Below are 927 nucleotides of genomic sequence, written 5' to 3' on the forward strand. Positions count from 1 at the left end.
TCGATCGCCTGGGCCATGGCCGGGGTGATCTTGTCGGCGTACATGTGGACCTGGCCGGAGACGTTACGGGCGGCGCGCTCGGGCGGTGGTCCGCCGGTCCCGTCGTGTGCCGTACGCGGTCGCCATCCGGGGTCCGGGGCGGCGGCGGGGCCCCCGCGCGGGCCCGGCCCCGGGTGACGGCCACCAGGATGGATACGGCCCGCGGGGCGGCGTCGGTCACGCCCTGGTCGGCGAGCATCTCGGCGAGCCCGCCCGCGTACCCCTGACCCACGGCGCGGACCTTCCAGGCGTCCTGGCGGCGGTAGAGCTCCAGGGCGCTGACCGCGGACTCGGCATCCAGGCCGGTGTGCGTGAAGGAGGCGATCTCGTCGCCGTCGAGCCCGGTGACGGCGACGAAGGGGGCGGGGACGGCGCCGAACCGCGTGGGGCCTCCGACGCCCACGGGGAGCGCGAGCAGCACGGTGACCCGGTGGGCGCCGGGGGGCAGGGCCTCCAGGTCGACGGCGAGCCGGTGGTCGGCGGCCGCCTGCTGGGAGACCTCGAGACCGGGGAGCTGGGGCGAGCCGGGGTGGGCGATCCACTCGACGCCGCGCACCGTGCCCCGCTCGTCGCCGAGGGTGGCCCCGGCCACGACGGGCGTGCCCGCCGACACCCGGATCTCCAGACGGGTCTGGGGCAAGGTGTGGTTCTGCCCCCGGACCAGTTCGGCCGTCATTGCCCTGTCCCCCTCGACGAAGGCCCGCGCCGGTGGGCGCGGTGCCGTGTGATGCGCGTGATGCCTTGCGGTGCCGGTGCGGTGTCGTGTGATGCCGTGTCGGCTCCGTGCCGTGCGTGGGGGGGGGCCCCCCCCCCGGCGGGGGCCCGCGACGGCCCCGCGCCCAGGGCGCCCGTGGTGGCCCCCGCCGGCGGGGTACAGCGAGCGGCGCG

At 77.8% G+C, this 927-nt stretch carries 1 protein-coding gene; it reads right to left on the bottom strand.

Annotated features, from left to right (window positions below; all coding sequences use genetic code 11):
• The coding region (locus JS521_RS35885) for a TerD family protein (protein WP_239488305.1) at window positions 1-715 on the bottom strand (715 nt) is incomplete at its 3' end.
• Window positions 716-927: the final 212 nt, after the last annotated feature.

It is taken from the genome of Streptomyces durocortorensis (genome assembly GCF_016901035.1).
Taxonomy (GTDB): Bacteria; Actinomycetota; Actinomycetes; order Streptomycetales; family Streptomycetaceae; genus Streptomyces; species Streptomyces durocortorensis.